Origin of the sequence: Enterococcus sp. UD-01 (assembly GCF_044909655.1) — a bacterium.
In the GTDB taxonomy this organism is placed as follows: Bacteria; Bacillota; Bacilli; order Lactobacillales; family Enterococcaceae; genus Enterococcus_L.
In genome coordinates, this window is the sequence record NZ_JBIYEU010000009.1 from 1 (window position 1) to 25,668 (window position 25,668).

23 protein-coding genes are annotated in these 25,668 nt (G+C 40.8%); 5 read left to right on the plus strand and 18 right to left on the minus strand.

Annotation, left to right across the window (positions count from 1 at the left end):
- Positions 1–110: 110 nt before the first annotated feature.
- The 7 genes from ABH902_RS09040 to ABH902_RS09070 all read right to left on the minus strand — a co-directional run bounded on the left by ABH902_RS09040 (position 111) and on the right by ABH902_RS09070 (position 5,834).
- Positions 111–1,511 (minus strand): glycoside hydrolase family 1 protein, encoded by a 1,401-nt coding sequence (locus ABH902_RS09040; RefSeq protein ID WP_404590392.1) that lies wholly within the window; start codon positions 1,509–1,511, stop codon positions 111–113.
- A 129-nt stretch (positions 1,512–1,640) separates the two neighbouring features.
- Entirely contained in the window at positions 1,641–2,405 is a 765-nt protein-coding gene (locus ABH902_RS09045; RefSeq protein WP_404590393.1) for an ABC transporter permease, read from the minus strand.
- A complete protein-coding gene (locus ABH902_RS09050) occupies positions 2,402–3,052 on the minus strand; it encodes an ATP-binding cassette domain-containing protein (RefSeq protein ID WP_404590394.1) in 651 nt (216 codons plus the stop codon). Before ABH902_RS09050 ends, ABH902_RS09045 begins: the two co-directional genes overlap by 4 nt.
- Positions 3,053–3,185: 133 nt before the next feature.
- Positions 3,186–4,028 carry a VOC family protein gene (locus ABH902_RS09055; protein WP_404590395.1) on the minus strand — a complete coding sequence of 281 codons (843 nt, stop codon included), beginning with the start codon at positions 4,026–4,028 and terminating at the stop codon, positions 3,186–3,188.
- A gap of 27 nt (positions 4,029–4,055) precedes the next feature.
- Entirely contained in the window at positions 4,056–4,652 is a 597-nt protein-coding gene (locus ABH902_RS09060) for a nitroreductase family protein (protein ID WP_404590396.1), read from the minus strand.
- 164 nt (positions 4,653–4,816) lie between these two features.
- Positions 4,817–5,182 (minus strand): DUF1304 domain-containing protein, encoded by a 366-nt coding sequence (locus ABH902_RS09065; protein ID WP_404590397.1) that lies wholly within the window; start codon positions 5,180–5,182, stop codon positions 4,817–4,819.
- 13 nt (positions 5,183–5,195) lie between these two features.
- Positions 5,196–5,834, minus strand: coding sequence for a nitroreductase family protein (locus tag ABH902_RS09070; protein ID WP_404590398.1), 639 nt, complete (start codon positions 5,832–5,834; stop codon positions 5,196–5,198).
- Positions 5,835–5,936: 102 nt separating this feature from the next.
- Here ABH902_RS09070 and ABH902_RS09075 point away from each other — a divergent pair, with 102 nt between their 5' ends.
- On the plus strand, positions 5,937–6,248 hold the full coding sequence (locus ABH902_RS09075) for an ArsR/SmtB family transcription factor (RefSeq protein WP_404590399.1): 312 nt from the start codon (positions 5,937–5,939) through the stop codon (positions 6,246–6,248).
- A gap of 88 nt (positions 6,249–6,336) precedes the next feature.
- Here ABH902_RS09075 and ABH902_RS09080 read toward each other — a convergent pair whose 3' ends face one another.
- From ABH902_RS09080 to ABH902_RS09105, 6 genes are all read right to left on the minus strand, one after another.
- Complete coding sequence (locus tag ABH902_RS09080) at positions 6,337–7,278, minus strand: NADP-dependent oxidoreductase (RefSeq protein WP_404590400.1); 942 nt, start codon at positions 7,276–7,278, stop codon at positions 6,337–6,339.
- A gap of 194 nt (positions 7,279–7,472) precedes the next feature.
- Complete coding sequence (locus tag ABH902_RS09085) at positions 7,473–8,756, minus strand: ABC transporter permease (protein ID WP_404590401.1); 1,284 nt, start codon at positions 8,754–8,756, stop codon at positions 7,473–7,475.
- A complete protein-coding gene (locus ABH902_RS09090) occupies positions 8,757–9,437 on the minus strand; it encodes an ABC transporter ATP-binding protein (RefSeq protein WP_404590402.1) in 681 nt (226 codons plus the stop codon).
- A 265-nt stretch (positions 9,438–9,702) separates the two neighbouring features.
- Positions 9,703–10,821 carry a glycerate kinase gene (locus tag ABH902_RS09095; protein WP_404590403.1) on the minus strand — a complete coding sequence of 373 codons (1,119 nt, stop codon included), beginning with the start codon at positions 10,819–10,821 and terminating at the stop codon, positions 9,703–9,705.
- Between the two features lie 387 nt (positions 10,822–11,208).
- Positions 11,209–11,682 (minus strand): glutathione peroxidase, encoded by a 474-nt coding sequence (locus ABH902_RS09100; protein WP_404590404.1) that lies wholly within the window; start codon positions 11,680–11,682, stop codon positions 11,209–11,211.
- Between the two features lie 77 nt (positions 11,683–11,759).
- On the minus strand, positions 11,760–14,099 hold the full coding sequence (locus tag ABH902_RS09105; RefSeq protein WP_404590405.1) for a helix-turn-helix domain-containing protein: 2,340 nt from the start codon (positions 14,097–14,099) through the stop codon (positions 11,760–11,762).
- A gap of 180 nt (positions 14,100–14,279) precedes the next feature.
- Here ABH902_RS09105 and ABH902_RS09110 point away from each other — a divergent pair, with 180 nt between their 5' ends.
- The 3 genes from ABH902_RS09110 to ABH902_RS09120 are packed head-to-tail and all read left to right on the plus strand — an operon-like array spanning position 14,280 to position 18,064.
- Positions 14,280–15,488, plus strand: a complete 1,209-nt coding sequence (locus ABH902_RS09110; protein ID WP_404590406.1) for a M20 family metallopeptidase — start codon at positions 14,280–14,282, stop codon at positions 15,486–15,488.
- The gene (locus ABH902_RS09115) at positions 15,485–16,882 is read left to right on the plus strand and encodes an MFS transporter (protein WP_404590407.1); all 1,398 of its coding nucleotides are present in this window, start codon (positions 15,485–15,487) and stop codon (positions 16,880–16,882) included. Before ABH902_RS09110 ends, ABH902_RS09115 begins: the two co-directional genes overlap by 4 nt.
- A gap of 33 nt (positions 16,883–16,915) precedes the next feature.
- Positions 16,916–18,064, plus strand: a complete 1,149-nt coding sequence (locus ABH902_RS09120; RefSeq protein ID WP_404590408.1) for an ArgE/DapE family deacylase — start codon at positions 16,916–16,918, stop codon at positions 18,062–18,064.
- Positions 18,065–18,119: 55 nt separating this feature from the next.
- Here the strand turns inward: ABH902_RS09120 and ABH902_RS09125 are convergent, their stop codons facing one another.
- Both ABH902_RS09125 and ABH902_RS09130 read right to left on the minus strand, forming a co-directional pair.
- A complete protein-coding gene (locus tag ABH902_RS09125; protein ID WP_404590409.1) occupies positions 18,120–19,385 on the minus strand; it encodes an MFS transporter in 1,266 nt (421 codons plus the stop codon).
- A 391-nt stretch (positions 19,386–19,776) separates the two neighbouring features.
- On the minus strand, positions 19,777–21,108 hold the full coding sequence (locus tag ABH902_RS09130) for a dihydrolipoyl dehydrogenase family protein (protein ID WP_404590410.1): 1,332 nt from the start codon (positions 21,106–21,108) through the stop codon (positions 19,777–19,779).
- A 233-nt stretch (positions 21,109–21,341) separates the two neighbouring features.
- Here ABH902_RS09130 and ABH902_RS09135 point away from each other — a divergent pair, with 233 nt between their 5' ends.
- Complete coding sequence (locus ABH902_RS09135) at positions 21,342–21,656, plus strand: hypothetical protein (RefSeq protein WP_404590411.1); 315 nt, start codon at positions 21,342–21,344, stop codon at positions 21,654–21,656.
- Between the two features lie 65 nt (positions 21,657–21,721).
- On the opposite strand, the gene ABH902_RS09140 is transcribed toward ABH902_RS09135, so the two are convergent.
- The 3 genes from ABH902_RS09140 to ABH902_RS09150 all read right to left on the minus strand — a co-directional run bounded on the left by ABH902_RS09140 (position 21,722) and on the right by ABH902_RS09150 (position 25,664).
- Positions 21,722–22,585: an ROK family protein gene (locus ABH902_RS09140; RefSeq protein ID WP_404590412.1), complete on the minus strand. Its 864-nt coding sequence runs from the start codon at positions 22,583–22,585 to the stop codon at positions 21,722–21,724.
- A 2-nt stretch (positions 22,586–22,587) separates the two neighbouring features.
- On the minus strand, positions 22,588–24,090 hold the full coding sequence (xylB, locus tag ABH902_RS09145) for a xylulokinase (protein WP_404590413.1): 1,503 nt from the start codon (positions 24,088–24,090) through the stop codon (positions 22,588–22,590).
- A gap of 137 nt (positions 24,091–24,227) precedes the next feature.
- The gene (locus ABH902_RS09150) at positions 24,228–25,664 is read right to left on the minus strand and encodes a glycoside hydrolase family 1 protein (RefSeq protein WP_404590414.1); all 1,437 of its coding nucleotides are present in this window, start codon (positions 25,662–25,664) and stop codon (positions 24,228–24,230) included.
- Positions 25,665–25,668: the final 4 nt, after the last annotated feature.

The following is a 25,668-nucleotide window of genomic DNA, read 5'->3' on the forward strand; positions in this document are numbered from 1 at the left end:
AGTATGCCAGGTAATAGCTTGTAGGTCGATCACTTTATACACTTTATTTTCATTCTGTTTGGTGAGGGCTATGGCCCTCATGGGTGTTTGTCCCGACCTCATTTTTTTGATTATTTACTTTCCAGTTTATTGGTTTGCGCTAGTTGCTTGAACCAGTGACCGGATTTTTTAATGGTTTTGATTTGAGTATGGATGTTTGTTGAAATAAAGCCATAGCGATTTTTGTAAGCGTTGGCCCATGACCAGCAGTCAATTGGCGTCCATAAATGATAGCCAAAGCAGTTAGAGCCTTCTTCAATGCCTTGATGAAGCCATTCCAAATGCTCGCGAATAAAATCAATTCGATAATCATCCTGTACAACGCCTGCTTCATCCATAAAGCGTTCTTCACCGGAAATTCCCATGCCGTTTTCAGAAACGAACCAAGGAATATTATTATAATTATCGCGAATATTAATTGCAATATCATACAAGGCTTTTGGATAAATTTCCCAGCCACGATCGATATTCATGCGGCGACCCGGTAAATTGTATTCATCAAAGTAACGATTTGGCAGCCATGCACCTACGCTGTTTGGTGCAACATCCGGTGCTTTCACACGATTTGGATGATAGAAGTTTACACCTAATACATCAATGGTATTTTCCTTGATGATGGCTAGTTCTTCCGGAGTGCTTTCCCAAAGGACGCCATCTTTTTCCAGCCAGTCAACCAATTCTTGTGGGAACTCCCCATGAACCGCTGTGTCTAAGAACATGCGATTGTTAAACAGCTCTGCAAGGTTTGCGGCAGCTAAATCCTCTTCACTGTTTGATCTTGGATAGGTTGGCGTTAGATTCAAAATAATTCCAATTTTACCGCCTTGCTCTGCCATTCCTAAGCGTTTAAAGGCTTGAATCGCTTTAGCAGAAGCCAAATTCAAATTATACGCTACTTGGACTGCTTTTTTTCCATCAATAATTTTGGGATAGTGGAATTGATGCAAGTATTCCCCTTCAACAACAACGATCGGTTCATTGTGGGTAAACCAATCTTTGACGCGATCTCCAAACAATTCAAAGCATTTTTCCGCAAATTTCACGTACAGATCCACAACATGCTTGGACTCCCAGCCGCCATATTGATGATACAGCTCAACCGGTAAATCAAAATGATGCAGATTCATAACGGGACGAATGCCGGCCGCTAAAAAGGTATCAATCACTTCATTATAAAAACGAACAGCATCCTCATTGACTGTTCCAGCTTCAAAATCTTCCATCAAACGTGTCCATTGAATCGAAGTCCGTACACTATTTAAGCCAATTTCCTTCATTAAAGCAATATCTTCTTTAAAGCTGTTATAAAAATTAGAGGTCACATCAGGTCCTACTTGATCATAAAAATCAGCAGGTTCAATTTCATACCAATAATCAAACATATTCGCATGCTTCTTATTGAAACGCCCTTCACTTTGCGGACCGGACGTTGCCGCTCCCCACCAAAAATCGTCTTTAAATACTCGTTCCATGCTCGTCCCTACTTTCTTTATATTATCTTCTCTCACATTATAAAGCCTTTACAATTAAATGTCTATACTTTTAAATGAAAAGTAATTAAAAACCAGGAAAACAGCTGGAACTGTCCGCCTGGAAATACACTAAATAATCAATTGTCTGCGTTCATTGTAATAGCTCTTATACGCAAGATAAGTCGCCAATACTGAACCAATACTCGTTGCCGATAAAAGCATGAAGGTCACCATAATTTGGTACTTAATTGCATGAACCGGATCAACTCCCGCAAAGATCAATCCAGACATCATGCCCGGTAAGCTGACAATACCAACTGTTTTGGCTGAATCGATTGTCGGTGCCATTCCTGTGCGGATACTCGCTCTTACAATCGATTGCGACGCTTGCTTAATCGTTGCACCCAAAGCTAATTTTTCCAGAACAGCTTGCCTTTGATCGTGAAAAAGACTATCTAAATTCCGATAACACAAGCCAATCGCTACCATGGAATTACTGGCAATCATCCCGCTAATCGGAATAATTTGTGAAGGAATAAAACGGATTGCGCCAGATAACACCAACACACCAATCGTCACACCAGTACTGGAAGCAATCGCAATTAAGGACACCCAAAAACCAGTTTGTTTTGGTAACTGCTGACTACGTTTTGCAGCATTGAGCGCTGCGTTCATGACGATAACGGCCGCCATGACTACTGTCAACAGCTTATTATCCACCTGAAACACATATTTTAATAAATAACCAACGACAATTAATTGAATAATAGCACGACAAACACTGATAATAATATCTTTAATAAAGCCTAGCTTTTCTTTATAACTAATCACTAACGCGACTACGACTAATAAACCTGCAAATAATAAGGAAAGATCGTTCACGGCTAAATTCATTCCGCTTCCTCCAATCTGCCGGCAACAATTTTTTTAACCCGCGTTGCTTGAGCAATCTCTGCTGCATCATGGGTAACGCGAATCAAGGTCACCTGCTGTTTTTGATTCAATTCAAACAGCCAATGATTGACAATTTGTTTGCTTTCTTCATCTAAACCGGCGGTCACTTCATCCAACAAGAGAATTTTCGGTAAAAATAAAACATTGCGGATTAAAGCAATCCGCTGCTTTTCGCCGCCCGAAAGCTCGGTCACTTTTTTGTCCAAATAATGCTCAGGCAGCTTTACTTCCTCCAGCAAAGCGAAAGCGTGAGCCTCATCAAAGGACTGCTTGCGAATCTCGTATGGAAACAAAAAATTATCCCGCACCGTTTGACCAAATAATGTCGGCTGTTGAAAACAATAAGAAACCTGCATGCGATATGTTTCCGGCGCCAATTCAGCAATATCCTGATTTTCGAAGTAAATGTTGCCTGAACTTGGTGTTAATAAAGAAGCCAGCAATTTCAAAAAGGTACTTTTACCGCCACCAGAAGGACCTGTAATGGTCGTACGACTTCCGGTTTCAAAAGACAGGGACAGCTCATGCAAAATTTTTTGTTCTCCGACTTGAAAGGATACAGCATCAGTTGCTAATAACTCTACCAAATCAATTTCCTCCTAAATACATCCGTTTTTCTCTATCATAACACAATTTTTCTGCACAAAACCTCCAATTATCAGCAAACGTCAAAAAAGGCATAGTACAAAAAATTGCACCATACCTTTTTATAATCAACACTTACGATTCAAATATAATCTCTGTTCCATTCGGATCGGCAATAATTAGTTGGTGTTGATTTAGTTCATACTCAACATCCTGTTGTTCCAGCTCATGAACCAATGCCTCGAAATCCTCTTTAGTTGGCAATTTGAACACATACCAAGCCAAGCCCAACTGATTCTCCGTCATTAGCGGCAAATTAGAGCCCGCCCACGTATTCATCCCAATATGGTGATGATACGTGCCGGCTGCAAAGAATTTTGCCCGTTTGCCGAAATCAGATTTCAATGTAAAGCCCAGCTGCTCATAAAACACTGCTGATTTTTCTAAATCAGCTACTTGTAAATGAATGTGCCCAATTCGGCTTCCAAAAGGCAGTCCCAGCCATTTACCGTCAGAACTAGCAACGAGGCTGTCACCATCCAGCTCTTCGGTGACACCGATAATTTGACCATCTTCACGAATATCCCATTCCGACATCGGCTTATCGTGATAAATCTCAATACCATTTCCTTCAGGATCTGTTAAATAGAGAGCTTCACTGTAGCCATGGTCAGCTGCACCAAGTTCAACCTTGTTTTGGAGCAGCCACAATAAAGTGTTGCCGAGATCTTTTCTGGAAGGCAGCAAAAAGGCGGTATGATATAAACCAGTGGTCATAATTTTTTTCTCAGGAGCCGCTAGTTCTTCCAGAATCAAAAGAATTTCCTCTGAGCCTTGCGCGCTTAGAAAAGCCGAGTTCTGCTCCTTTTTTACTAAAACTAGCCCGACCATTGTGGTATAAAAAGTGACCATTTTTTCGAGATCAGCCACTTTTAATTTTACCTGCTTCACCTGTGTTTCTTTTGGTAGTTTTGCCATTTTACTTCACGCCTTCCATCAGCTCTCTTAGTTAAATTCCATGAAACGTTTGCTGTCTTCCATGTATTCTTTTTCGCCTGCTGGTTCTTTAATTGAACCAAAAACAAGCTGTGCTCTTAATTTCCAGTTGCTTGGGATTGACCATTCTTTTGCTACGGCTTCATCAATCACAGGATTGTAATGCTGTAAATTAGCGCCAATATTTTCTTGAGCCAAGGCTGTCCAAACATTAGCTTGGGTTAAACCGCTCGCTTGTTCAGACCAAATTGGAAAATTATCCGCATATAATTCAAATTGTTCTTGTAATGCTTTAACCACATCCGTATCCTCAAAGAACAATAACGTCCCTGTTCCTGCAGCAAAGCTTTGTAATTTTGCTTGCGTATTTGGGAAAGCGTCCGGCGGCGTTAAAGGCTTCAACGCTTCTTCTGTGATTGACCATAATTTTTTATGTGCATCACCAAATAAGAAAACCACACGCTGTGTTTGTGAGTTAAATGAAGTTGGACTTTCTCTTACAACCTCTTTTACTAAAGCGGTAATTTCTTCTTTTGATTGAGGTAAATCATTTCCTAACGCGTAAATAGAACGGCGATTTTTTAAAGCTTGTACAAATTCTGTCATGAGTGAGTGCTCCTTTTCGTTTTAAATTCATTTTTGATTACTTTTTTAGTATACAGACTTACTAAAAGTAAGTAAAGAATTATGCTTCAACCTGAAAAATCATTTTTTCAATCGGCAAAAAAAGCCTAAAAATCAACGTAACGTTAGACTTTTTAGGCTTTCCATTATCTAAAAATAAGTAAGGAAACTAACGTAATCAAGGCTGGCAGACCTTGTTTAAGCAAAATTCCTTTAGAAGAAGTGAAGCCGCCATAGATCGCAGCCACTAAAACACAACTGACAAAAAACGTCACTACGCCCCAGCTGTTGGCAGCCAAAAAAGCGCCCCAGACAATCCCCGTTGCTAAAAAACCATTATACAAGCCTTGATTCTTAAACAGCGTCTGTACTCTCGGGTCTTGAACGAATTCTTTTTCCAAGCCAAAGGTTTGCTGTGCTTTAGCTGAAGTGATTTGAAACATTTCCAAATACAAAATATAGTAGTGCTCAAGTGCGACGATTAAGGCCAACACTAAAGGAATCATCTGCATGCTGCCGTTCCCCTTATCTCCAAAATGTAATGTCTTCTGCTGGTAAACGGTAGGACGGGTAGCCTGCTTCCTGCGCTTTACCAATCGATACAATCATTATAGGATAATATTGTTCAGGATCCAATTCTAACGCTTCCGTAATATTTTTACGGTCGAAGCCGCCGATCGGATTTGTGTCGTAGCCATATGCGCGAGCCGTCAGCATCAAGTTCATAGCTGCCAGAGAACCATCGATTAAGACCGTTTGCTGTTTTTCAGCTAAAGTCATTTGTTCCATTACCGGAGCAAACATCGCTAATTGTCTATCCTTTACTTCTTTAGGCATCAGGTTTTGTTCAACAGCCGTACCATAGATTTTTTCTGCTTGAGCGAAATTGTCAAGATCACCAAAAATAACGATCATTGCCGCAGAGGTTTCGTTTTGCAGCTTATTAAACTGAACAAGGGGTTCTAAGGTTTTCTTGCCTTCCTCACTTGCTACGACAACAAAACGCCACGGCTGCATATTGATCGAAGACGGTGCCGTTACCGTATCGTTGATAATTTGCATCATTTCCTCTTCACTAATTTTAACGGTCGGATCGTAATTACGAACAGAACGTCGGCCTTTTAAAATCGTTGAAAAGTCATTTTCTTTATATGTGTTTTCCATCGTATCCCTCATTTCCTTTTTCGTTCGAAATCCATCGAACTATAAAAATATAGCATTAACGAAGTCATATGTAAAGAAGAAGCTGTGTGGTATACTCTACCTATGGAAAATAAATGTACGAACTTCAAAAACGATCCAGTCCTTTTAGCTTTGCAGGCTGCCAGTGATCCGACGCGGTTAAATATCTTAACGTGCCTAATGCTTGACGGAGAAAAACGCATCACTTCGGAAACCTACAATATTGTAAAATCAACCCTGTCTCATCACATAAAACTTCTTAAAGAAGCAAATTTAATTACAGAAATAAAAACAGGCACCACGAAAAAATACGGCTTGAATCAAGCGTATATTGAACAAAACCTACCCGGATTGTTAGAACTGATCCGCTGCCGTGCAACCTATTGGAATGGATAACCTACTGAATGAAAAGATTTTAGCAAAAACAGACGATTCTTTCTGATGGCAGAAGCCATTTTAAAGAATCGTCTGTTTATTTATACTATTATTCAGCCATTTTTATGACAATTTTCCCAACGGCATGATGGGTTTCACTCAATGCATGCGCATCATACACGCCTTGTCTTGAGAAAGGAAAAACTGCACCGACAACAGAGGTTACTTTCCCCTGTGCCATTAAATCAGCAATTTCTTTGAGCTGCTTGCCATTGGTTTGCAGCCAGATACTTTCAGCATGAATGTTTTTAGCTTCCGCTAATGTTTCATCCTCAATGCCTACGATTGAAATCAAGCGTCCCGTTTCTGGTTTTAAAACCTTAAAGCTGTTTTTCTGAACATCGCCGCCCATCGTATCAAAGACTAAATCAATTTCGGACAACACCTCGGCAAAATCAGTCGTATGATAGTCAATGACCTCATCTGCCCCTAGTTTTTTCAATAGCTCATGATTTTTCTCACTAGCGGTTGTAATAACATAGGCACCCGCCTCTTTGGCAAATTGAATGGCATAGGTTCCGACACCGCCGGCTCCCGCATGAATCAACACCTTTTGCCCTTTTTGAAGCTTGCCATGATCAAATAAAGCCTGCCAGGCAGTTAAGCCAGCTAAAGGTACGGCCGCTGCTTCTTCAAAGCTAATACTACCGGGGATTTTCGCCAAAAGATGATCGTCCACAATCGTTTCTTCTGCATAAGTGCCAAAACGCGTGGTTTCCGGACGAGCAAACACTTTATCGCCGACTTGCCAGTCAGTGACTTCACTGCCAACTTCGGTAATAATACCGGCAACATCCCAGCCTAAAATAATCGGAAACGGCCAGTCAAACATTTGCTTTAAATACCCTTCTCTAAGCTTCCAGTCAATCGGGTTAATCGATGTCGCATATTCTTTTACGACTACTTGATGTTCTTTTAATTCCGGCAGTGTAACGTCCTGTTCCGTTAATTCTTCTTTACCGCCGTACTGATTAATCACTACTGCTTTCATGTGTTTCCTCCTTTTTCGCCAATGATGCATTCAGTATACTCCTACTTCTTTGTTTACGTAACTTATATGCATTTTGGTAAAAAACAGACGTGAAATACAAGTATAAATACTCTTATCCCACGTCCAAAGTATCAATAATTAATAAAACAGCCGTTCGTTCGTCAAAGAATGTTAAACTTTGTCAACTCTACTCGTTATTCATAGCGTAAGGATTCAATCGGATCCAGCTTCGCTGCTCTTCTTGCCGGTAAAGTTCCCGCTAAAAAGGCAATGGCCATGATTACAAGTATAATAATCACTGAAGAAGGTAATGAGAATTGAACTAAAGTAAAGCCCGATAATGATTTTAAGAACGAATCAGCAGCGACTTGATTAATTAACGAGCCGGCACCCATTGCCCCTAAAATTCCCAGAGCAGAACCAAAGAACCCGATTAACGCCGCCTCTACACTGAAAATAATAAAGACTTTGCCGCTGCCAAGCCCCATTGCTTTCATCAATCCGATCTCTCTTGTCCGTTCTTGTACAGACATATACAACGTATTGATAATACCAAAGCTTGCCGCAAGTAAAGCGATCGCACCAAACATCGTCAACACACCAGTGATCGCATCAATCACATTACGGATCATACCGATCTGATCTTCGATTGTTTGACCGGCATAGCCTGCTTTGTCTAGACGTTCTTTGATTTCATTAATTTCTTTGGTCGTTACGTCCTTAGCCATTTCACCGATAATGACTCCATATTGATCTTTCATTGAATCCGGCAGACCAGCTTCATTAATTTTGACGATTTCATCTACTAAAGCTGGATTCATCAATGACATACCGCCTTGAATTAGGCTAGTATTGCGTATGCCGACGATTTTGGCCTCAACGATTTTTTCTTCTTTCGTTGCAGAGGATGACGCACTGATTTTAACCGTTTGACCAAGTGCCGCTTTCGCGGATTTATAACCAAGTGCCTTGACATATTCCGGTGCCAAATTAATTTGATATTCTGATGTTTTTTGATCCAGCTGGTTGCCTGCTTCAAGGTCAATGTTCACATTATCAAACATTGAAGAGGCTGAAAAAACATATTTTTCATTATTAGCACCAACAATATAATTAACGGCCGTTGATTTCATTGGCTCTGCATTTTTGAGGCCCTTTATTTTTTTGATTTTATCCAGATCTTTAGTGTCCAGCATTTCATATTGCTGCATGGTACTAGTTTTTTGATTCTCATCATATTTTTGCGGTGCACCATCTTCACCTGTGCCGTTGCTGACTTTCGGCTGAATCATTATTTGATTTTCGCCGCCCACACTGCCGACTTGTTTGTCAATATAATCATTTACACCAATATTGACGCCTGTTGTTAAAGAAATCGTGAATGCGCCAATAAAGATAGCAACAATTGTTAAGATTGTGCGGCCTTTGTTACGCATTAAATTTGAACTTGCTGATTTTAAAATATCACTAATTTTCATTTACTCATCTCCTCCTATAATTCGTCCGTCACGCACATGGATCTGCCGATCGCAACGTGCAGCCAATTCCGGATCATGAGTTACGATGATGAGTGTAATGCCTTTTTCTTTGTTCAAATTAAATAAAAGCTCTTCGATTTTTTCACCCGTTGCTGTATCTAAATTCCCGGTGGGCTCATCCGCAAAAATAATCTGCGGATTATTTACTAACGCCCGCGCAATACAGACACGCTGCTTTTGTCCACCAGATAAATTATTCGCTTTATTATTAATTTTTTCTTCCAACTCAACGGCTTTCAGTGCTTCGAGTGCCATGTTTTTCCGTTTTGCACCTGAAACTCCACCAATTTTTAGTGGCAGCATAACATTGTTTAACACCGTATCTTTAGGATTCATGAAAAATTGCTGGAACACAAAGCCGAATTCTTTGTTCCGTGTTTTATCCAGTTCTTTTTTACTAATACTTGAAACATTTTGGTCGTTCAAGTAAATTTCACCGGATGTCGGCTTGTCTAGTAAAGCTAAAATATGCATAAATGTTGATTTCCCAGAACCACTTTTCCCAATAATTGCGACGGATTCACCTTTTTCTACTTTTAAATCGACACCTTTTAAAGCCTCGAATTTCGATTCATTACGGCCGTAGCTCTTTTTTATGTTTCTTGCCTCAATTACAGACATATGATCCCTCCATTTGCTTCAATTCCTTTGTTATTCGTTACAAAAACCATTATTTTTTCCCTTGATACATCATTTTACTCATGTACGCCTCCCTTTCCTATTCATTCTGACGGAAAGCAATACAGCTGTCATGGTACTTAAGACTGATCTATGGTATAAAAAAACAACACCCAGCAGAGAGAACGTTTTGTAGTGACCCCAAAAAGTTAGATTTTTAGTCTAACTTTCGGGGGTCGGTACATTTCCCTCGGGTGTTGTTGTTTTCTTAATTATATAACGCAAGTAAGCGAGCAGCGCGTTCTGCAGCTCTGTGCAGATTTTGCTCCGCCTCTTTTAGGGCGGTTTCTAAAGTCATGACCTGATCAATAATTGGAAAAATAACGGATATGCCGACTTCAGCGAACTGCGCCGCTTCTCCAGTACAGCTTCCCACAAAAGCGAGTACCGGAACCTGCGCTTTTTGCGCGATATGAGCAATTCCGACAGGTACTTTTCCTTGAAGACTTTGGGCATCTATTTGGCCTTCGCCTGTAATAATCAGATCCGCCTGCTCGATTTTTTCTGTCAGTTTGGTTTGCTCTGCAATGTAGTCAAAGCCTGATACTACAATACCTTTTAAGAAATGACGAATAGCAAAACCTAGACCACCTGCGGCACCGTCGCCCGGCTTGTTTTCTTTTTCAGGATGAACGACATCTTGATAATGCTGCATTGCGGCTTCGTAGTCAGCAATTTCATGAGCCTGCAGCCCTTTTTGTCGTCCGAACATTTTCACTGCCCCTTTATCCCCGGTCAATGGACTAAAGACATCCGCCGCAATGATAAATTGAATCTGCTGCAATTTTGCAGGTACATTTTCAAAAGAGTAGTCAGCAATTGCTCCTAAGCTGCTGCCTTTTGCTGGTAATTCCTGTCTGTTTTCATCAAAAAAGCGAACTCCTAAAGCACTCAAAAGACCGATGCCGCCATCTACCGTTCCAGTACCGCCCAAACCGATGACAATTGTTTTTGCTCCCTGCTCAACCGCTGCTAAAATCAGTTCGCCTGTACCATAAGAAGAGGTGTTTTTTGGATGTGTCGCTACTGTTCCATTTAAAAATTGAATACCGGATGCTTGAGCGGATTCAATGACTGCCAACTTCTTTTCAGCAAACCAGCCATAAGAAGCTGCAAGATACTGACCGTTCAATGTCTGAACTTCAGTAAAAAGCAGTTGCCCTTGATTATTTTCAACCAAAGCTGCTACTGTTCCTTCGCCCCCATCGGCAATTGCGACAGAGCTGACCTCATGACCAAAGGTAGTAAATACCTCCGCTACAATTTGATTAGCCTGAATGCTGGATAATGAACCCTTCATAGAGTCAATAGCTGTGACGATTTTCATACGCTCCCTCTTTTCTAACCTATGGTTTTTATTTTAGTATAACTGAATGCTACTGAACGGAATAGTTTTTCAGCTTTTTTAGAGTAGACATTCACAAAAACGCGTATCTTATTATGTCGCCATTTTTATCCATCCTGCGACCGAAAGGAGGTGTTCTTATGCTGTTGACATTCGTTTGTACGTTGCTTGCCGGGATACTCCTCTCCTTATTTGAACATTGGCTAAATAAAAAATAGCAGCCAAAATGGCGACAAAAATGCCCCTAGAGACCACCATCTCTAGGGGTAATGTGTTCTTATGCTGTCGTTCGATAAAAAAAGTATACCACAAAAAGCGAATGCAGACAATAAGAAATTCATATAAATTATTTTGTAAAACAGACTTAACTTAAAGCAGTTGCTCAATATCACCCGCAATTTTCTCTGGCTCAACCGTCGGCGCATAACGTTTTACTACGTTTCCTTGTCGGTCAACCAAAAACTTCGTGAAGTTCCATTTAATGGCCCCGCTTAAAAGTCCGCCCTTTTCTCCCTTTAAAAATGTAAATAAAGGATCAGCATTTTCTCCATTTACATCAATTTTGCCAAACGTCTGAAAAGTTGTCTGATAGTTCATCTGACAGAAATCACTAAGCTCTTGATTTGTTCCCGGCGCTTGATGTCCAAACTGATTGCAGGGAAAATCCAAAATCTCAAAGCCCTGTTCCTGATATTGCTTGTATAATTTTTCCAGTCCTTCATATTGCGGCGTAAAGCCGCAGCCGATTGCTGTATTGACGATCAGCAGCACTTTATCTTTATATTGTTCCATTGAAACGGTCGCATCTGAAGTAGTTTTTACTTGATAATCATAAATAGCCATACTTGGTCACCCTTTCTGATTGCTTTTCTAAATAGTAGCCAGTTCCCGTCCTTACGTCAAGGATACACGCTCCCTTTTTAATTGTAAATCGGTGTAAATTCGAGCAAGACAATGCCGTTAGTATCTAAATTCATAAAATAATGGAAAGTGTCATCAATATGCGCATCAAAAACCTTAATTTTTGGTCGAGTCTTCTCGTTGATGTACTGCTGTGCTTCTAAATCCAAAGCGCCGGCATGGCGAAATTCTTCGTAGGTATAAAACAATGCGCCGTTATGACGATTAAAGTCAATTTGCTTTATTTGATAGTTGCCTGTTTTTCCTATGCTTAAAGCCAATTCAATCGTCAAGGAGTGACTCTGCAAAAAGGCTTCCTCCGTAGACAAATGCGGATCAAAATAATTCGTGTTAAATAACAGTAGCTGATATTTCCCTGCTTCCCAAGTTAATAAGTATTCTTCTCCTAAAGAAACGATTGTTCCGCTTAATCTGCGGATCAGCCATAAACAAAAGTACGCCGGGCGCTTTCCGCTGTAATAATGATAAAGCTCTAAACCATCATTTTTCAAAGGACGATCTTGTGTATTTTCTTCATACAAATCAATGTTCAGCCAAAAACCATACCCTTGTAAAAATGGATCCAGCAGCAGCAGATCTTTTAAAATAATCGCTCCTCTAAAAAAGGTGCCATTACTGATCCGTGTCATCCCCGTCAATGTATTCCATTCAGTTAAATACAAAGGCAGCTTAACATCAAATTCCTTCATAATATGCTTAACATACAATGTCTTGTTCAGCACATATTGATGATAATTATTCAAGTCCGGAAAAGTAGTATCCAAATTCTGAAAAACGTAATTCGGCTCTGCAGAAAAAGAGAGAAATTCACAGACCGGCGCAATCTCTTCAAAGAAAAAGCGATAAGCCTCCAAGTCGCTTTTCTTGAAAAAAGGGTCAGTTATCGGCAGCTCCGCGCCTAGCTGAATTTCAGTAAATTGACCTTGCAGCAGTCTTTTTATTTCCATAAATTCCGCATAATAAGCAGCAACTTCAGTTTGAGTAAAGTGACAGCTGATTTTCCAGTTAGACAACATATTTTTTCCAAAACAGCTTTGAATATGACGGAAAAATTTTCGGTACACTTCTCTTTCATAGGCACCCATTTTCCTAAATTTAGGCAATGACAGCTGATAAAAGACCCGCAAATTCTGCTGCTTCAAAAAAGCTAAAATACTATCAAGCTTTTCAAATGCCGGAAAAGAATTCAAGCCGGCTTCCTGATGAATTTGCAGCGTCAAAGGTGGCTGGGTAAATAGCGATTGAATACTAATGTAATCAATACCAAGCTCGTCATTTAATTCAAGAATTTCCTGCTGCACTTTTTTGGATGCCAGATTTTCCAGCGAAGCAATTTTGATAATTAGTTCTTTTTTGCGACAACAGGCAAGCTCTTGTTCAACCGAAACGTGCAGTTGTTTGGTTTTTAGTACTAAGTCGGAAGCTTGAGCTTCTTCTATAACCGTTTGAACATAGCTGTATAAAGGTGTCAAAATTTCTTTTATATTAAAATTTTCAGGTTGGCTTTTTAATGGCAAATGTTTAGCAACGGTTGCTTCTGCTAAATGAGCGGATCGATAACTGGTCGGCGATACGCCAAACGTCTTTTTGAAATGTTCCCGGTAAGTTTTACTATTGCGAAACCCAACATCCAAAGCAATTTGTTCAATACTTTTTTTAGTATAAAGCAGCTCTGTTAAGCTATGTTTAACAGCAACTGAACGCACATAATGGGAAAAGTAATCCCCAGTTTCCTTCTTGAAAAACTTAGACAATGATGATTCTGACATAAAAAAATACTCTGCTGTATCCGCTAAAGACAGACCTTCACGATAATGCTTTTCAATATACTCGATAATTTCTCTTAGCTTTTGGCTGTCAGAATGCAGCGCACCAGGTTCTTCTTCTCTTTGAAAATTATGAACCAACGACAAAATAATTTGCGTTAAAAACAGCGTCGTTTTTAATTGCTTGGTTGGTTCTTCATTAAGCTCTGAAAGACATAATTCAGCAACTTGTCTTCTTAAGGTATGAATCGCATGCATTTTTCCGTGTTCTTTTTGCTTAGGACTGCATTCAAAATACGTATAAAAATAAGCTGGAAACTGCGAAGCAAAATAAAGGCTGTTAATTCGAACTTCTACGTAAAAGCAAGGTGTCTGCAGCAATGGTTCCAATAGATAATACGCGCCGGCATTAATGACAAAAAGTTCACCGGGTGTCAGGTTCTCTGTTTTTTCGTCTACTGTAAGCTGAAATTTTCCTCTTAACACCACCAATAACGTTGTTTCTCTGGAAAGTTCCTGCTTTTCTTTGGTTAATTGATGATAGCTGATATCATAATTTTCGTTTGTACTCATTTTGTGACTCCCTTTTCTTCCTTCTCTTCATTATACCATCCAAAATGGAAATTATCGTTCGTTTACCAGCTTTATTTTTCCTATTTCTCAAATCAAAAAATTTTTTTCTGAAATTAAGAAAGAAACCGCATTGTGATGATTCGTAATAGGCATAAAATATGATTTGTATTTGAAAGGAGAATGACAATGAAAGAGCTTCAAACGCAATTATTCACTATGCTTCAACAAAGAGAACCGGAAATTATTGACATTCGCAGACATTTTCATGAACAGCCTGAATTATCATTTCATGAAACTCAAACAGCGCAGTATATTGCCGATTTTTATGCAGGTAAAGACTGTGACGTTCAAACACATATTGGTGGCGGTAATGGGCTGTTAGTTGATATTCACGGCGGCAAAAAAGGGCCGGTTTTAGCAATTCGAGCAGATTTTGATGCCTTACCGATTCAAGAAGATACAGGCTTGCCTTTCGCTTCTAAAACTCCGGGCGTGATGCACGCTTGCGGACATGATGGTCACACAGCCTACATGATGATTTTAGCGGATTGCTTGATTCAGTTGAAAGATCAATTACCGGGAACAATTCGCGTAATTCATCAGCCTGCAGAGGAAGTGCCACCAGGCGGCGCAAAGGGCATGATTGAAGCTGGCTGTTTAGACGGCGTTGATCATGTACTAGGTATTCACGTCATGAGCTTAATGCCGTTGGGTGAAGTCTTTTATCATAAGGGTTCCGTTCATACCGGACGAGCAACATTTAAAGTTGTTTTGCAAGGGAAAGGCGGACATGGCTCAACGCCGCAGGATGCAAACGATACGATTGTAGCAGCGTCACAATTTGTTACGGCTGTTCAAACAATCGTTAGCCGCCGTATCGATCCTTTTGATACAGCAACCGTTACGATTGGTTCCTTTGATGGAAAAGGCTCCGCGAACGTTATTAAGGATTCCGTTACGCTTGAAGGCGATGTCCGAATTATGAAAGAGTCTACTCGACCAATCGTTGAAAAAGAGTTTAAACAAATTTTAGACGGCGTTTGTAAAGCCTTCGGTATTCAGTATGAGTTGGATTATGCCAATGATTACCCCGTTTGTGTCAATGATGAAAAGACCACTGAAATGGTCGCACAGGCCTTAACTGAAGCTCACATTCCAGAAATTAAAGAAATCGTTGAATGTGGTCCACAAACCCCTTCCGAGGATTTTGCTTATTATGCGAAAGAACGCCCAAGCTGCTTCTTTTTCGTGGGCGCCCATAAAGAAGGAACCCCCGCTTACCCCCATCATCATCCAAAATTTTATATTGATGAGGATTGTTTACTTATTGCTGCAAAATCAATGGGTGCAGCTGTATTACACTATTTGTCTGAAGGAGTTCAATCATGAAAGCAACAGCACACACAGCAGAAACAGTTAGTTATAAAGGAACCAACAAATTATTAGTAGGGATTGTTTTAAGTGTTTTAACTTATTGGTTATTCGCACAATCCTTACTGAACATGGCACCGGATGTCCAGCGTGATTTAGGCGTTTCTTCCGGAATTTTAAGTATTGGGATTTCCATGACAGGTTTATTTTCCGGAATTTTTATCGTGGTTGCCGGCGGTTTGGCCGATAAACTAGGTCGTATGAAGTTAACATATATTGGTCTTATTTTGAGCGTTATTGGTTCAGCCGGTTTGGTCATTGCTCATGGTCCAGTTTTATTTATTAGCGGACGCATTTTGCAAGGCCTATCTGCTGCTTGTATTATGCCTGCGACAATGGCCTTGGTAAAAACTTATTATGAAGGCAAGGATCGACAACGTGCTTTAAGCTACTGGTCTATTGGTTCTTGGGGCGGTTCCGGCTTATGCTCATTCTTTGGCGGTGCGATTGCCAGTTCTCTAGGTTGGCGTTATGTGTTTATTTTTTCAATTGTCGTTTCCATTTTAAGTGCCTTGTTGATTTTCGGGACGCCTGAAAGTAAAGTTGAAAGCAACAGCAATAGTAAATTTGATACTTTAGGACTACTTTTATTTATCATTTCTATGGTTGCCTTGAATATTGTGGTTTCTAAAGGCTCTGAATTAGGCTGGACTAGCCCACTTGTATTAATTTTAGCCGTTATTGTGATTATTGGTCTATTCGCATTTTACAAGGTTGAACAAGCAATGGACAACAGCTTTGTAGACTTTTCACTTTTTGAAAATCGCGGCTATCTTGGAGCAACCATTTCCAACTTTTTATTAAATGCCGTTGCCGGTACTTTAATTGTCATTAATACGTATGTGCAGCAAGGACGCAGACTTTCTTCTGCTAAAACCGGACTACTTTCGATTGGTTATCTTTGTTTAGTGTTGATTACTATTCGAATTGGTGAAAAATTACTACAAACCATAGGTGCGAAGAAACCAATGCTTTGGGGCACTTGTTTATCTGGGATCGGGATTGGTTTAATGGCTTTAACGATGGTTAGCGGAACTGCTTATTTTGTTTTGGTTTTTATCGGTTATAGCTTATTTGGAATGGGCCTTGGTATGTATGCAACCCCTTCTACGGATACAGCGATTTCCAGTGTTCCTAATGAAAAAGCTGGTGTGGCTTCCGGCATTTACAAAATGGCCAGCTCTTTAGGGGGCGCCTTAGGAGTAGCGATTTCAGCGGCAGTCTACAACGGCTTAAGTGCTTCGCAAAATTACACGGTCGGGGCAACCGGCGGCTTATTGACAAATATTCTATTTTGTCTTTTAGCGATTGGTTCCATTGTCTTTATTATTCCCAAAGAAAAACGCAAATAAAAATTTCTATTTTACAAATTGGAGGCAGCACTTATGAATAATCAAGAAGCATTACAATTATTAAAAGAAGTTGTACAAATTAAAAGTGTGTTGGGCGAAGAAAAACAAGTAGCGGACAAATTGGAAGCTCTTTTAAAAAGCTACGATATCCCATGTGAGCAAGTGACTTTCAGCGAAGGTAGAACCCAATTGGTGGCTACGCTAAAAGGCAGTGAAGCCGGTTCTGTTTTAGGCTTTTCTGGTCATATGGATGTAGTGCCGGTTGGAGAAATCCCTTGGGACGAGGACCCATTTGCTGCCGTTGAAAAAGACGGCTTATTGTATGGACGGGGAACCTGCGATATGAAATCCGGTTTAATCGCTGCAGTCGTTGCAATGATTCGTTTAAAAACAGCCGGCAGTCCATTTAAAGGTACGGTTAAATTATTAGCAACCGTGGGTGAAGAAACTAGTGCCATTGGCTCTGGTCAACTGGTCGATCAAGGCTATGCGGATGATTTAGATGCGTTGGTCATTGGCGAACCGACTAATGTTGAAATCGGCGTCGCGCATAAAGGCGCCTTGTGGCCTCGGATTACGACTTATGGCAAAACCGCTCATGGTTCAATGCCGGAGCAAGGAATTAATGCGATTGAACATATGCTGCTGGTACTCAATGCGTTTAAAGAAACCTTCGACTTTTCACAATCTATCGATGAGCTGGTTGGTGCTTCAACCTCTAGTTTGGACATTATTGCAGGTGGCAACGGAACGAATGTGGTGCCGGATAAATGTACAGTAGAAATTGATATACGTACAATTAAAGCGCAAAATCATGAGGAATTAAAACAGCAATTCCATGAAATGCTGAACAAATTGCGTGCTAGCGTTCCAGGCTTCAAAGCGGATATTGAATTTATCAATGATTTACCTTCAATGAAAACAGCTATTGATGATCCTTTCACACTGCTTAGCCAAAAGGTCGTTTCTGATGTTACTGGACAACCAGCCAACACTTTTGGTATGACCGGTTACACAGACGGTTCACAATTTGGCCGCGTGAAAAAAGACTTTCCGATTTTAATCCTAGGTCCGGGTGAAACAAAGTATGCGCATCAACCAAATGAATTTGTCAAGATTGAAGATTTTTACCGGATGATTACCATCAATGAAAAGATTGCTTTGACATTTTTGAATAAATAAGCGCCACAAATAAGCTGCCGGAAATTATCCCGACAGCTTATTTTATTTTTTTGATTTAGACAATCTTCGTTTCCACTGATTCAAGTGCTTGCGCCTGATCTACTTCAGTCAATTGACTGGTAATCTTTTTATAGCGATAACGAATAACGACAGCTGCTAATACACCAATAGCTGTTAAGAATATATTTAAGCCAAAAATCATCGAAACACTATTTTTTTCAAGTAAGCCGGTAATATATGGAATAATCATAACCGAAACAGACGTTGCAATTGAATAATAACTGGTAACACGCCCTTTGCCTTTTGAAAATAATTCCAGCAACGTCGCCAAGCCTAGCTGCCAAATGCCGCCGGCCGCGAATACTCCAATCCCCAAAGAACCAATTAAAAACATGGGAACACTTGGGAAAAAGGTCATGCCGATCAACAAGAATAAAGAAATTAAGCTACACCAGATGAGCAGCAAGGTCGGAGCAACTCCTTTTTTAACAATATACGAAGTTAAAAATACTGAAACAAAGGAACCAAGGCTATACGCACTTACCAAAACCAAACTATTGGAATGATTCATCAGGCTTAGCGATTCCGCAAATGACGGCACCCACAAAATGAAAATATTAAAGGTCGAAACGCTGGTAAAGCTAAAAATCAGCAGGGCAATTCCTTCATATTTAAATAATGGTCGCCGACTTTTAGGCACCTCGACTGCTTCCTCAACGATCACTGGCGTTTCTGCTTCAAATGCATGTCTTTCCGGAAATGACAAGCTGGAAATATAAATCAAATTAATGAATAAACCCACAGCACAGCCAATAAATACCAAGCCAAAATACCACTCATGGTCGATCATAAATCGGGTGATCAAAGGCAATAAAAATTGTCCCAGCGAAATAAAGGCTTTATTTAACACACTTAAAGAACTATTGTCTCGTTCATTCGGAAAAGCTTCCATTAAAGTCGGATAGGTACTCGTATCTAAAAAAGCATTACTAAATCCGGCAAATAAGGCAAAGAACAAACCCTGCAGATAATTTTGACTGCAGATAATCCCAATGAAGAAAATCAGATAGCTGAGAATGCCCAGCTGTACGGTCTTTTTTCGGCCAAATCTATCTGAAAAGTAACCGGCAAAATATAAAATAATCACTCGACCTAAACCGATGGCGCTAATCACCAATGTGATCTGTTGCACAGAAGCCTGCCAGCTATCCTTTAAAGCATTCAAGTTTTGCGATAAAATAATCGCTGCCATTCCTTGAAAAATAAAGTTCGTATACAAGGATCCGATTAACGGGATATATTTTTTGTTTGTAGTTTCCATCTGTATTCTCCTAGCTTGACGCTTATTTGCTCACTATTTCACTATCTATAGTTTAAAAAGAAATTGACTAAATATCTAATGGTTTATTTTTATATGATTGATAAATATTATTTATTAATTTTATTAAAACTATCGGAAGCCCCTGTTTAAAAACAGTTAAACTATTATTAACGTATTACCGCCTTTAAGTCAACACCTATACTGAAAAAGTGACGGGACAAAACTAAAAAACAGTTTTGTCCCGCCCATTACTTACGAATAAACGGTGGCCAGAAATCAGGTTCTTCGGCAATTTCATAAAATCCGATCACTATAAAAAGCATATTGGTCGGATTTTACTCCAATTGCTCGAACCTAAACGACTTTTGGCTCAATCTCTTTTAACAGCACATTAATATAAATAACTCAAATCACTCGCAACTGTTGGATAGAGCATTACTTGACGGTTGACTTCTTTTGCGGGAATTTTTTGCTCGATCATTAGAGTAAATAAATTGATTAGCTGATCCGCTTCATTACCTAAAACAGTCGCTCCCACCAAAAGTCCTGTAGCTTTTTCAGTGACGATCTTGGCCTTTACCAAGGGTTCATTCACACGTTTATACGTAAACCATTGCGTCAAATCCAGCGTTTGCACCTGATAGGCTGCAGGATCCAGCTTTTCCGAGTCAGTCAGACCGACCTGTGCCAGCTTGGGCGAACTAAAAATAATCGTCGGTAAAACAGGATAGCGGATAGCTTCTTCTGTCGTACCGCCAAGCAGTTGGGCTAAATAGCTACCTTCAAAGCTGGCAACCGGCGTTAATTTCGGCGCTGATTTTTGCAGACAATCACCCAGTGCATAAATAGTTGCAACGCTTGTCTGCAAGTGATCATTAACCACAATACCTTTTTTCGTATAGTCTACTCCGATGGTCTCAAGCCCCATATCAGCTACATTAGGAAGACGTCCGGCAGCACATAAGACACGATCTACAGTCATTGTTGCACCACTGGTTAAGCTTAACGCTAGCTGTTGATCTTGCTTTGAAATTTTTTCAACTGATTCATTCAGATGAATATGAATTCCTCGTTTTCGTAAATGATCAATAAGTTCCTTGGTTAGCTCTGAATCAAAGCCCTTTAACGGTCGGTCATTGTGGTGTAATAAGTGAACCTCACTGCCACAGCTATTGGCAATATTTGCCAGTTCAAGCGAAATGTAGCCACCGCCGACAAAAGCGATAGTTTTAGGCAGCTCTTTCATACTGAGAAAATCAGTACTTGTATCAAAGTATTCTTTACCAGGAATCTCCAAAAGCGCCGGATGCTGACCTGTCGCTAAGATAAACTTTTTTGATTGATAAGCAGTATTATCAACAAGAATGGTCTGTTCATCTTTGAATACGGCTTTGCCGTAAATTGTTTGAATGCCAGCTTTTTGCAGGGCTGTTTTTTGTTCAGTCGGCACAGGCTGTGTAAAGGTTTCCTTATAGGACATTAATTCGCTCCAATCAATTGCAGGAACCTGCTTAAAGCCATGCTGTACCAACTGCTGCAAATTATCCTGAGCTTCCACTGCTCCATATAAAACCTTTTTAGGATCACAGCCGCGATTCGGACATGTACCACCCCAAAGATCCGCTTCTACCACAGCGATCTTCTGTCCCTGCGCCGCCAAATCATAAGCTGCGGCCAATCCACCTGGCCCACTACCGATAATCATCACATCAAATATTTCCATGACCGTTCCTCCTCTATTTTTTCCAGCTTCTTAACTTTCGTTCATTATAACAGAGGAAGAAAATAGACGCATATAAAAAGAGGTTGTTCATAAGTCGCTTAAGCTCAAGCAATTGGAAGAAAAGGCGACAGATGCGCTTTTCGCATTGGCGCATTTTATGAAATTGCCGAAGTGCTTGACTTTTGAACACCGTTTAATCAAGGTTGTTCATAAAGTCGTTCAGGCTCGAGCAATTGCAGGAAAAGGCGACAGATGCGCTTTTCGCATTGGCGCATTTTATGAAATTGCCGAAGTGCTTGACTTTTGAACACCGTTTAATCAAGGTTGTTCATAAGTCGCTTAAGCTCAAGCAATTGGAAGAAAAGGCGACAGATGCGCTTTTGGCATTGGCGCATTTTATAAAATTGCCGAAGTGCTTGACTTTTGAACACCGTTTAATCAAGGTTGTTCATAAAGTCGTTCAGGCTCGAGCAATTGGAGGAAAAGGCGACAGATGCGCTTTTCGCATTGGCGCATTTTATGAAATTGCCGAAGTGCCTGACTTTTGAACACCGTCTATTCATAAGTAAAGGGCAGACAAAACCGGTTTTTAGTTTTGTCCGCCCTCTTGTGTTTATTTATGTGTTTCCATGAAATGATACACTGCACCAATTAAATTGGCATCATTGCCAAATTGACAACCAACAATTTCATAATCCATATCCGTCACAGCATTTTCCAGTAAGATCCGGGTCAAGTGCTTTTGTACGTTGGGGATGAGCTGTTCATTTTTAGACACAGCACCGCCTAAGACAACTCTGCCGGGATCAAAGCTGACCAATAGATTATAGATGCCTCTGGCTACAGCAGCGTAAAATTTTTCCACCAGCTGAATGGCCAACGGATCATTGTTGGCGGCCCGTTCAAACAGCTCCTTGCCGTCAATTTCAGTACCGCTGATTCGGTTGTACTTTTTAACACTTTTAACCGAACTGCCGATATCACTTAGCGAAACAGATTCATTCATCATCATATAGCCAAACTCACCGCCAAAAAGATTCCGACCTTTAAATAGCTGACGATTAATGATGACTGCACCGCCGATGCCCGTTCCAATTACAAAGAACAATGCATGTGGAACATCCTTCGCACTGCCTAGCCAAACCTCAGCTAAAGCCGCACAATTCGCATCGTTCTCCAAGGCAACAGGTACATCGAATAAGCGTTCTAATTCTTCTTTTATTGGAAAATGGTGGATGTAGGGAACTGCGCTAATACCGCGGATCTCTCCTTTAGCTTCATCCACCAGCCCCGGTGCGCTAACAGTCACACCCTTAATCTCTAACCGTTCACTTTTCTGATCAAAGATCTGCTTTAATTGTCCTTTCAGCTCAGCCCAGCTTGCCGGCAGAGGAATACTGTCCTGTTCCTTTAACTCTTCACTCCACAGACCATATTTTACTGAACTGCCGCCGATATCAAAGGCTAATAGATTCATTTTCAACTCTCCAAACTAATTTCATTTAATTGATGACAAAGTGTTTTTGTTTGCGGATAGACCTGGCGGTATAGCTGATAAATTTGCTGATACTGTTTTACAGCCGCCGGATCAGGGATAATTTCTTTTTCGTACGTTACAAAGACTTTCGCACATTCCTCCAGCGAAGTAAACCAGCCCGCACCAACTGCCGCAAGCATTGCCGCACCTAATCCTGGCCCCTGCTCTGTCTGCAGGGTCACAATTTTACTATTAAAAATATCCGCTTGTATTTGCAGCCAAAGAGCACTTTTCGCGCCGCCGCCCACAGAAACTATCTCTTTAAATTGTTTATCAGCAATCTCTTCCATCAAGACTTGGGCGTCCTTCAAAGAAAAGGTGATGCCTTCCAGTACGGCTCGAGTAAAATCCGCCAGCTTTTGACTCGCATCCAAGCCGATAAAGCTGCCTCTGATTCGGCTGTCCACATATGGTGTTCGTTCGCCCATAATATAAGGTGCGAACAGCAGCCCGTTTGCACCAATCCTACTTTCAGCTGCTGTAGCTACCAACGTATCGAAGGATTTCTTCTTCGCAAAGGTTTCTTTAAACCACGTCAAGCTTTGACCAGCAGCAAGCGTTACCCCCATCGAATAGAAACGGTCGGGAATCACATGGTTAAAGAAATGCAGCTTGCCTTGATAATTCTGCTCCGCTTTTTCGTAAGCTAGAAAAACACCAGAAGTTCCAATACTGCACAAGCCGCGTTCTTGGTCTACAATTCCCGCGCCAAGCGCCGCACAAGCGTTATCGGCGCCACCGGCAAAAACAGCGACTGTTCCTTCAATGCCCAGCTCCTTACATAGTGATGCTTTAACCGTTCCAACCGAATCAATAGAAGAAACGAGCTTCGGCAGCAGCTCCGCTTTGATCCCAAATTCTGCCGCAATCTCTAAATCCCACTGCTGCTCCATGACATTCAACAGCAAGGTTCCCGCTGCATCTGAACGCTCCATTTGTTTATTGCCGGTTAGCCAAAAAGCTAAGTAATCTTTCGGCAGTAAAAAATGAGCTGCTTTTGCCCAGATTTCCGGTTCCTGCTGTTTCACCCATAATAATTTCGGTAACGTAAAGCCTTCCAGCGCCAGATTTTTCGTTTTACTGATTAAGCGCTCACCTAATGTGTTGGCAATTTCTGCGCATTGCTTGGTTGTGCGCACATCATTCCATAAAATCGCTTTGCGTAAAGGCTGATCCGTGTGGTCTAATAAAACCAAACTATGCATTTGACCCGAAAAGCTGATAGCTGTCAGCTCGGTTTTTAGCTGCGGCAACGCTTCGATTAAACGCTGCAGCACTCGCTTAGTTCCTTTTAGCCAATCAGCCGGATCTTGTTCACTGTAGCCCTTTTGGGGATGATACAGCGAATATTTTTCAGCAGCTTCAGTTAAAACCGTACCTTTCTGATCAACGACAAGACCTTTCACAGAACCTGTCCCTAAATCAATGCCAATGACATAAGACATGTTTTCACCTCTTCTTATAATAACGGTTACATTTTCCTAGGGGAAGATATTTTTTCCCATTGTTTATCCATTTTTAGGGTGTAAGACAAAAGACTGATTCCTTTTATCTCACACCCATTGACGTGCATTATCATTTATTAGCTGTTGGCACCATTTTCTTCAATAACTTTTTGGTACCAATAAAAGCTGTCTTTTTTATAACGATTCAACGTGCCGTTTTGATTTTCATCTTGCTCCACATAAACGAAGCCATAGCGTTTTTGATAGCCATTCAGCCAGCTTAATAGATCCGTGTAAGACCAAGTACAATAACCCAAAACATCGACGCCATCGGTAATGGCTTCTCTAATAGCGTGAACATGCCCTTTCAGATAGTCGATGCGGTAATCATCGTGGATTTCTTTTTCAGCGGTCAATTGATCGTATTCACCCAGACCATTTTCAGTAATCAATATCGGAATCCGATAACGGCTGGCAATTCTGCGTAGACCAACACGGAGTCCCTGCGGATCGATTTCCCAATCCCAGTTTGTACGTTCCACAAAGGGATTTTCCACACGTTTAAAGACACCCGGCACGCCTGATTCTTCTGAAGAGCCTTTTTCACCAGTGGTATTCATTTTTCCAAGTCCCACTCCATCAATTGGATTGAAGACCACTGTATTGGTTTGGTAGTAATTAATACCTAAAAAGTCTGGCTTGCCAGCTGCTAAAAGCGCTGCATCTCCTTCGGCTATTTCCGGAGCTAAGCCTTGTTCCTTCAGCATTTTAAACGCTACAAGCGGATACTTGCCAAATAAATAGACATCCATCCAAAAATGAGCGTTCAAGTCTTCGGCATCTTCAGCAGCCAACACATTTTGTGGATCACTATTCAACGCATAATTTGGGCCATACGCAAAGCTTGGACCAATTTGTCCCGGCATTTCCAGTTCATGGAATTTTTTGATAACTGCAGCATTCGCCAAATTCGCATGGTGGTTAGCCTGATACATCCGTTTCGGATCACTTACTGCCGGCGGATGAGAAGCCATTAAATAGCCATGACTGATAAAGACATTTTGCTCATTTAAGCTAACCCAATACTTGACTTTTCCACGTAAGGCTTCAAAGAGAACCGTCGCATAATTGGTAAAGTCTTCAACGATTTTTCGTGATTCCCATCCTTGATATTCATCCTGAAGTGCTTGTGGCAAATCCCAATGATACAAGGTTAAGACGGGTTCAATTTGGTTGGCAATCAGCTCATCCACTAAATCAACATAAAACTGCAGCCCTTTTTGGTTGATCTCTCCGCGACCCTCGGGAAAAATCCGTGTCCAAGCAACAGAAAAACGGTACGCTTTTAAGCCCTGTTCCTTCATTAAAGCGACATCTTCTTTGTAGCGATGATAATGATCAACCGCTATATCGCCGTTCGTGCCTTTAAAGGTTTTTCCCGGAATACGGACAAATTCATCCCAAACGGAAACGCCCTTACCGTCCTCTTGCCATGCTCCTTCCACTTGATAAGCGGCGGACGCCGAGCCCCATAAAAAATTCGTTGGAAACGGATCCAATTGTTTATGCTCCATCTTC